Source organism: Lapillicoccus sp. (genome assembly GCF_039935575.1).
In the GTDB taxonomy this organism is placed as follows: Bacteria; Actinomycetota; Actinomycetes; order Actinomycetales; family Dermatophilaceae; genus Lapillicoccus.
Genome location: NZ_JBDTKA010000141.1, coordinates 22286 through 29042 on the forward strand (window position 1 = coordinate 22286; position 6757 = coordinate 29042).

Here is a 6757-nt window from a genome sequence, read left to right on the forward strand (position 1 = left end):
CTGGGACGCCAGGCAGGCCCAAGACACCGAGGCATACCCGGCTTGCCGGGTTCGAGCCGGGCGGCTAATGTCACTCGACGCACCACCCCACGGGGGGCTCTCTGGGAGAGAAGCGCTTCGGCGCGAGAGAGGTTCAACTCCTCTCCCCTCCACCTCGGAGTGTCAGGCGGCCTTTTCCGTACAGGTGTTCGAGACAACGGGTATGCTCGTGGTCATGTCGATGGTGCTGCAGAGCTCGCTGCTGGAGCTCGCGGAAGAGATGACGCTGGGCGACCTCGGGACATCGGTCGAGCGACGGCCACTGACGCGCGGGGCGTGGGTCGACCTGCGGACCGGCTGGCTGGCTGGCGGCGACACGCTGTTGGTGGCGTTGCTCCGCGACGTGCCGTGGCGGTCGGAGCGCCGGCAGATGTACGACTCGGTGGTCGACGTGCCACGGCTGACGAAGTTCTACGCCGAGGATGAAGCCCTCCCTCATCCCCTGCTGGTCCAGGCGAGGGAGGCGTTGAGCGACCACTACGAGAGCGAGCTCGGCGAGCGGTTCGTCACGGCCGGCCTCTGCCTTTACCGCGACGGCCACGACAGCGTGGCCTGGCACGGCGACCGGTTCGGACGTTCGACGTCAGAGGACACCATGGTCGCGATCCTGTCCGTCGGCAGTCCACGTCCCCTCGCGCTTCGGCCACGGGACGACGGACGCACCGCCCTGCGACTGCCGCTGGGTCACGGCGACCTCGTCGTCATGGGCGGCTCGTGCCAACGCACCTGGGACCACGCGATCCCCAAAACCGCCAAGGGCGTCGGCCCGCGGGTCTCGATCCAGTTCCGGGCCCGCGGCGTCCGCTGACCCGTCGCCTACGCTCGCGGGGAGCCGAGGCCCCGCCGGAGCGACTTCCCGCTCCCGCGACCGCGACTGACCGGACTCACCTCTTCTCCGACTGGACTCAGATCTTTCACGCTAGTTCCGACATCGGCAGTGGGGAACCCGCAACGATCTGAGTTCTGTCATCCGGGGCTCGCAAACTTCTGAGTTCGGTCATCCGGGGCGCACAGCATCTGAGTCCGGTGGATCACCGGCCAGTCGAGTCAGGTCAGCCCGTCAAGCCGAGGGGAGCAGTGCGAGGCAGGTTGGTGCTGGCCAGGCGAACCCGCCGGTCGCGGCCCAGCCGCCGGGACCCCTGCGCAGCACGGTGACCCGGTCCGACCCCTGGTTCGCGACGAGGAGCTGGTCCTTCTCCGGTCCGAGCGCGAGCCACCGCGGCTGCTGCCCCCCGCAGGACACGACCTCGTCGAGCCGGAGGTCGGTGCCCTCGACTTCGACCTCGGCGAGGGTGTCGTCGCCGCGGTTGGAGACCATCACCGAGTCGCCGGAAGCACTCAGCACGATCCCGGCTGGGGTGTTCTGACGAGTCTCACCCGGGAGCCTGGTCGACGCCGACACTCCGGGCTGCAAGTCGATCCCGTCGAACCTGCAGGTCGTCACCGTCGACGACAGCTCTCCTACCACGTATGCCTCGTGCCCGTCGGCGGACAACACCAGGTGCCGGGGGCCCGTCCCAGGGGTGAGGGCCGCCCGCGACAGTTCGGTGAGTAGCCCGCCTGCGAGATCGATCCGATAGGTGATGACCAGGTCCAGACCAAGCTCGCACACGAGGATGACGTCCTGCGCCACGAACACGACCTGATGCGCGTGCGGACCGTCCTGGCGATCGGAGACGGGACCAAGCGGACCCTCATGCTGCACGAGATCAGTTCTGGCACCGAGGGATCCGTCACAGCGAACCGGGTGGACGCATACGGAACCCGACGTGTAGTTCGCGGCGACGAGCCACCGACCGTCCGGGCTGAGCGCGAGATGGGCGGGGTCGGCCCCCCCTGTCGGCTGTTCGCCGAGCGGCTGCCATGAGCCGGTTGGGCTCACTGCCCAGGCGGCGACCGCGCCCACGGCGTTCTCGAGGACGGCGTAGGCGAACCGACCGTCCGGCGAGACGATGACGCAGGACGGCCGCTCGGCGAGGGCCACGTCATCGGGTGAGCCGAAACCATCGTCCGTCAGCGTCACGGCACCGAGCGCCGAACCATAGCCGCCGACGACGAACCGGGCTGGCGAGCGGTCGCTCACGCGGCCGCCCCGTCGCGCTCGGCGCGGTTGACAGCCGAGACGACGGCCTTGAGCGACGCGTTCACGATCGACGAGTCGAGCCCGACACCCCAAAGGACGCGGTCGCCGACGGCGCACTCCACGTAGGCGGCCGCCCGGGCGTCCCCACCGGCCGACAAGGCGTGCTCCTGGTAGTCCAGCACCCGCACATCCACCCCGAGCGTGGAGAGCGCGACGGTGAACGCGGCGATCGGCCCGTTGCCGGCGCCGTCGACGCGTACCTCGTTGCCCTGGTCCCTGACCGTGACGGAGAGCCGGCTGCCGCCGTCGACAGTCGAGTCGGAATGGACTGAAACGAGAGAGAACCGGCCCCAGGCGTCCAGTGCGGACGGGAGGTACTCGTGCTCGAACCGCCCCCACAGCGCGTCGGGCGCCACCTCGCCACCGTCCTGGTCGACGCCTCGCTGGACGACGCCGGAGAACTCGATCTGCAGACGGCGGGGGAGGTCGAGGTGGTGCTCGGACTTCATGATGTATGCCACGCCGCCCTTGCCCGACTGGCTGTTGACGCGGACGACGGCCTCGTAGGTCCGGCCGATGTCGTGCGGGTCGATCGGCAGGTAGGGCACGCCCCAGGGGATGTCCTCGACGCGCACGCCGGCAGCGTTCGCGTCCTTGTCCATCCACTCGAAACCCTTCTTGATGGCGTCCTGATGGGAGCCGGAGAAGGCGGTGTAGACGAGATCGCCGCCCCAGGGGTGCCGCTCTCCGACCGGCAGCTGGTTGCAGTACTCCACCGTGCGACGGATCTCGTCGAGGTGCGAGAAGTCGATCTGCGGGTCGATGCCCTGGGAGAACAGGTTCATCCCCAGCGTGACGAGACAGACGTTGCCGGTGCGCTCGCCGTTGCCGAACAGGCACCCTTCGATCCGGTCGGCGCCGGCGAGGTATCCGAGCTCGGCCGCCGCAACCCCGGTCCCCCGGTCGTTGTGCGGATGCAGCGACACCACGACCGACTCACGCCGGTCGAGGTGCCGGTTCATCCACTCGATCGAGTCGGCGTAGACGTTGGGCGTGGCCATCTCGACCGTTGCCGGGAGGTTGATGATCAACCGGTGGTCGGGGCTCGGGTCGATGACGTCGATGACCTCGTTGCAGATCCGCGCGGCGAACTCGAGCTCGGTGCCGGTGTAGGACTCCGGCGAGTACTCGTAGTAGACGTCGGTGTCGGGCACAGTCTCCTCGAGCTTGCGGCACAGCCGCGCCGCCTGCACCGCGATGTCGATGATCCCGTCCTGGTCGAGCCCGAAGACCACCCGTCGCTGCAGGACCGACGTCGAGTTGTAGAAGTGCACGATGGCTTGTCTGGCGCCGCGGATCGCGTCGAAGGTCCGCTCCACCAGGTGGTCGCGGCACTGGGTGAGGACTTGGATCGTCACGTCGTCGGGGATGTGTCCGCCTTCGACCAGCTGACGCACGAAGTCGAAGTCGGTCTGACTCGCCGAGGGGAACCCGACCTCGATCTCCTTGTAGCCCATTCGCACGAGCAGGTCGAACATCCGCTTCTTGCGTTCCGGGTTCATCGGGTCGATGAGCGCCTGGTTGCCGTCGCGCAGGTCGACGGCACACCAGCGCGGCGCCTGCCTGATCCGCTTGGTCGGCCAGGTGCGGTCTGGGAGGTCCACGGCGATCTGCTCGTGGAAGGGCTGGTACTTGCCGAACGGCATACCGGAAGCCGTCTGGGGGTAGAGCATGTACGTCACGTCCTCGTCGTCGCTACGGCTGTCTCGCCGCTGTGGGGCCGGCCGGGCATCACGAGCTCCGCGACGAGGAAGGCCGAGTGACTAGGCCTCGTCGCGGCAACGAAGGAGAAGCAGCGCCGAACGCACACTCCGAGGGTATGCCGGTGCCTCGCCGCCCGTCCACCCCGCCTCGCGAGCGCTCGAATCGTGAGATGTGGGATTCGGTGGCCGTCGTAGGACTCGCCCCGCACCATCGCCTCCCATCTCGCCGCCCATCTCGCCTACGATGAGGTGATGGACAGTGCGGGGCAGCTGCGCGTGGGCCACGCTGAGCGCGAGCATGTGGTCCTGCTGTTGCGGCAGCAGTACGCCGAGGGTCGGCTCACCGACGGCGAGCTCGACCAGCGCATGGTCGTGGCGCGGGCGGCCCGGACGTTCCTCGACCTCGACCGGCTCGTCGCTGACCTGCCGGTCGTGCCCCCGTCACGGCAGCTGGCCGGCCCGGTGGCCGCCACGCACCAGCAGCTGGGGGCCGACCCCGACCACCGGCTCACCATCACCGCCGGGGTGTCCAGCCACGTGCGTCGAGGCTTCTGGACCGTACCGGCCTTCGTGCGGCTCAACGCGGGCATCGCGAGCCTCAGGGTCGACTTCCAGCAGGCCGACTGCCCCCACGCCGTCGTCGACATCGCGGTGATGGGCGGGCTCGGCTGGGTGGTACTGGTCGTACCTGATGGCTGGGGTGTGAACACGGACCGGATCGGTAAAGGTGTGGGCTCGGTCTCCAACCAGGTCAACGAGACTCCCCGTCCGGGGATGCCTCTGCTGGTGCTGCACGGAAGCTCAGGCGCGGGCTCGGTGCGGGTTCGCCACCCCGGGTGGAACGACCGGCGCCAGGCCCGCAAGGCAATGCGGCGAAACGCCATGACGGCTGACGCAGCCGGGACTACTGCCGCGCCTCCCGCGCAGAAGCCCTTCTCGGGGGCGTCCTCGGAGAGCGGGCCATCGACCGGACCTCAAGACGCACCATCCGGTTCGACGCCGCGACCCTGACGCGAGAGCCGCGACTCTGACGCGAGACCCGTGACCGAGATGTCGATGAGCCGCGTCGGCGCTCCACCCTCGCGCTGCGTCCGACAGCGTGGTGGCCAGGGCCACCACTTCGTCGGACGCAAGAGTCCGCAGGGGCCTCCGCACAGGCCCCACGTCACGTCACCAGGCGGACCAGACCGCCCCGGGCAGCTGCGACTCGATGCGAGGACCGGTGAGGGGCGGGGTGTTCCAGGCCGCATCGAGCCGGATCCCGCTGGCGTGCAACCGAATCCGGTGTGGTGTCTCGATGAGGACGAGGTCAGCCTCGAACGTCTCAGGGTCGGTCCATCCTCCCCGGCAGACCACAGGGGTCCCGTCCAACGACCCTTCGGTCCACTGCGAGCGACCGCAGCCGAACGTCAGGGTCGTCTCGGAGAGCGCCATCGTGACCACGGTGTTGTCGCCGTCCGGCGTGACCGTCACCTGGGTCCCGGTCGTGAGCGGCGACAGCCGGCCAGCGTCGGCGACCTCGAAGGTGCGTGAGTGTGACAGCACCACCTCGGGGTCCACCTCGACCTCGGGGAGGGTGAGGTGGGCCAGCCGCTCGGCGAGCTCGTCTTCGGCCGCCAGTTCCGGGGCGGCGCCGACCACACCCGAGGCGCCGGGCAGCAGGTGCGCCCAGACCGCGTCGAGGATTACCTGCATGTCCAGACTGAACGCTGTGGTCGCGACGACGAGGTCGAGCTCCGGGACCACGACGCAGAACTGACCCAGCGCGCCGTCTGCGCGGAACCCGTGTCGCGACATCCAGAACTGGTAGCCGTACCCCTGTTGCCAGTCAGGGTTCTCGCCGCTCTCGGCGTTGTCGACGTGTGTGCGGGTCGCCAGCTCCACCCACCCTTCCGGCAGCACGCGCCGCCCCTCCCAGACGCCGTCCTGGAGCAGCAGCTGTCCGAACGCTGCGATCGACTCGGTCTGCAGGTGTAGGCCGGTGAACCCCATTGCCTGGCCGTGCTCGTCCAGGTCCCAACGGGCAGCGCCGATCCCGAGCGGGTCGAGCAGTCGCGGCCGCAGGTAGTCCAACAGAGCCAACCCGCTCGCTTTCTCGACCAGTGCCGCCAGGACGTAGGTCGTGGAGTTGTTGTACGCGTGCCGTGACCCCACCGGCTCCTCGGGAGGGATCCGGAGGAAGCCGCGTACGACGTCGTGCGGCTCGAGAGAGAGGGCCTGGTTGAGGGTGTCCTCGCGATGTCCGGTCGACATCGAGAGGAGGTGATGGACCGTCAGTGCGCTGACCCGCTCGGCCACGTTGTCTGGCGTGTGCTCGGGTAGGAGGTCGACGACGCGGTCGTCCAGCGCAAACCTTCCCTCCGCGACGCAGAACCCCACCGCGGTGGACGTGAAGGACTTGCTGAGCGAGTAGAGCAGGTGGACACGGTCGGGAGCGAAGGGAGCCCACCAGCCCTCGGCGGCGACCTTCCCGTGCCGCAGGAGCATCAGGCTGTGCATCTCAACCCCACCGGCCTGGATCGTGTCGAGGAACGCGGTCACCGCCGCTGCGTCGACCCCAGCCTCACCGGTCCGGGCCCGAGGTACCAGCCGTCCACGGTCCGCGGCGGTGTGGGTCACACGTCAACCGTATGCCTCGTCGGGTGCCGGTCTCGGAGCACCGGCGACTCACAGGGCGGGAGACTTGCCGCTGTCGGTGGTCGCCGTCAGGGTGGGGATATGAGCAACCGCCGAGCCCGCCGCCCCGAGCCCTCTACGTCGACCCGCTGTGGCATCGTGCCGCCCTATCTGCTCGAACGGATCGCGCAGTTCGAGGGCCCCGAGCACCCCGAGGTTCCCGACCAAGCGGCGATCGCTGCGCGCGAGACCCTCG

General features: G+C 69.1%; 5 protein-coding genes. 2 read left to right on the plus strand and 3 right to left on the minus strand.

What is annotated here, in order from left to right:
- Positions 1-214 precede the first annotated feature (214 nt).
- Positions 215-847 (plus strand): alpha-ketoglutarate-dependent dioxygenase AlkB, encoded by a 633-nt coding sequence (locus ABI385_RS16840; protein ID WP_348104917.1) that lies wholly within the window; start codon positions 215-217, stop codon positions 845-847.
- Between the two features lie 252 nt (positions 848-1099).
- Here the strand turns inward: ABI385_RS16840 and ABI385_RS16845 are convergent, their stop codons facing one another.
- Both ABI385_RS16845 and leuA read right to left on the minus strand, forming a co-directional pair.
- Positions 1100-2122, minus strand: a complete 1023-nt coding sequence (locus tag ABI385_RS16845; protein ID WP_348104918.1) for a lactonase family protein — start codon at positions 2120-2122, stop codon at positions 1100-1102.
- On the minus strand, positions 2119-3855 hold the full coding sequence (gene leuA, locus ABI385_RS16850) for a 2-isopropylmalate synthase (protein ID WP_348104921.1): 1737 nt from the start codon (positions 3853-3855) through the stop codon (positions 2119-2121). The genes ABI385_RS16845 and leuA overlap by 4 nt, the downstream gene beginning before the upstream one ends.
- 282 nt (positions 3856-4137) lie before the next feature.
- Between leuA and ABI385_RS16855 the strand changes: the two genes are divergently transcribed.
- Positions 4138-4896, plus strand: a complete 759-nt coding sequence (locus tag ABI385_RS16855; protein WP_348104919.1) for a DUF1707 domain-containing protein — start codon at positions 4138-4140, stop codon at positions 4894-4896.
- Between the two features lie 159 nt (positions 4897-5055).
- On the opposite strand, the gene ABI385_RS16860 is transcribed toward ABI385_RS16855, so the two are convergent.
- Positions 5056-6504: a serine hydrolase gene (locus tag ABI385_RS16860; protein ID WP_348104920.1), complete on the minus strand. Its 1449-nt coding sequence runs from the start codon at positions 6502-6504 to the stop codon at positions 5056-5058.
- Positions 6505-6757 lie beyond the last annotated feature (253 nt).

Excerpts from the sequence above, each read along its gene's own strand:
- ABI385_RS16840 (WP_348104917.1), top strand. The coding sequence starts at position 215 with ATGTCGATGGTGCTGCAGAGCTCGCTGCTGGAGCTCGCGGAAGAGATG.
- leuA (WP_348104921.1), bottom strand. The coding sequence starts at position 3,855 with ATGCTCTACCCCCAGACGGCTTCCGGTATGCCGTTCGGCAAGTACCAG.
- ABI385_RS16855 (WP_348104919.1), top strand. The coding sequence starts at position 4,138 with ATGGACAGTGCGGGGCAGCTGCGCGTGGGCCACGCTGAGCGCGAGCAT.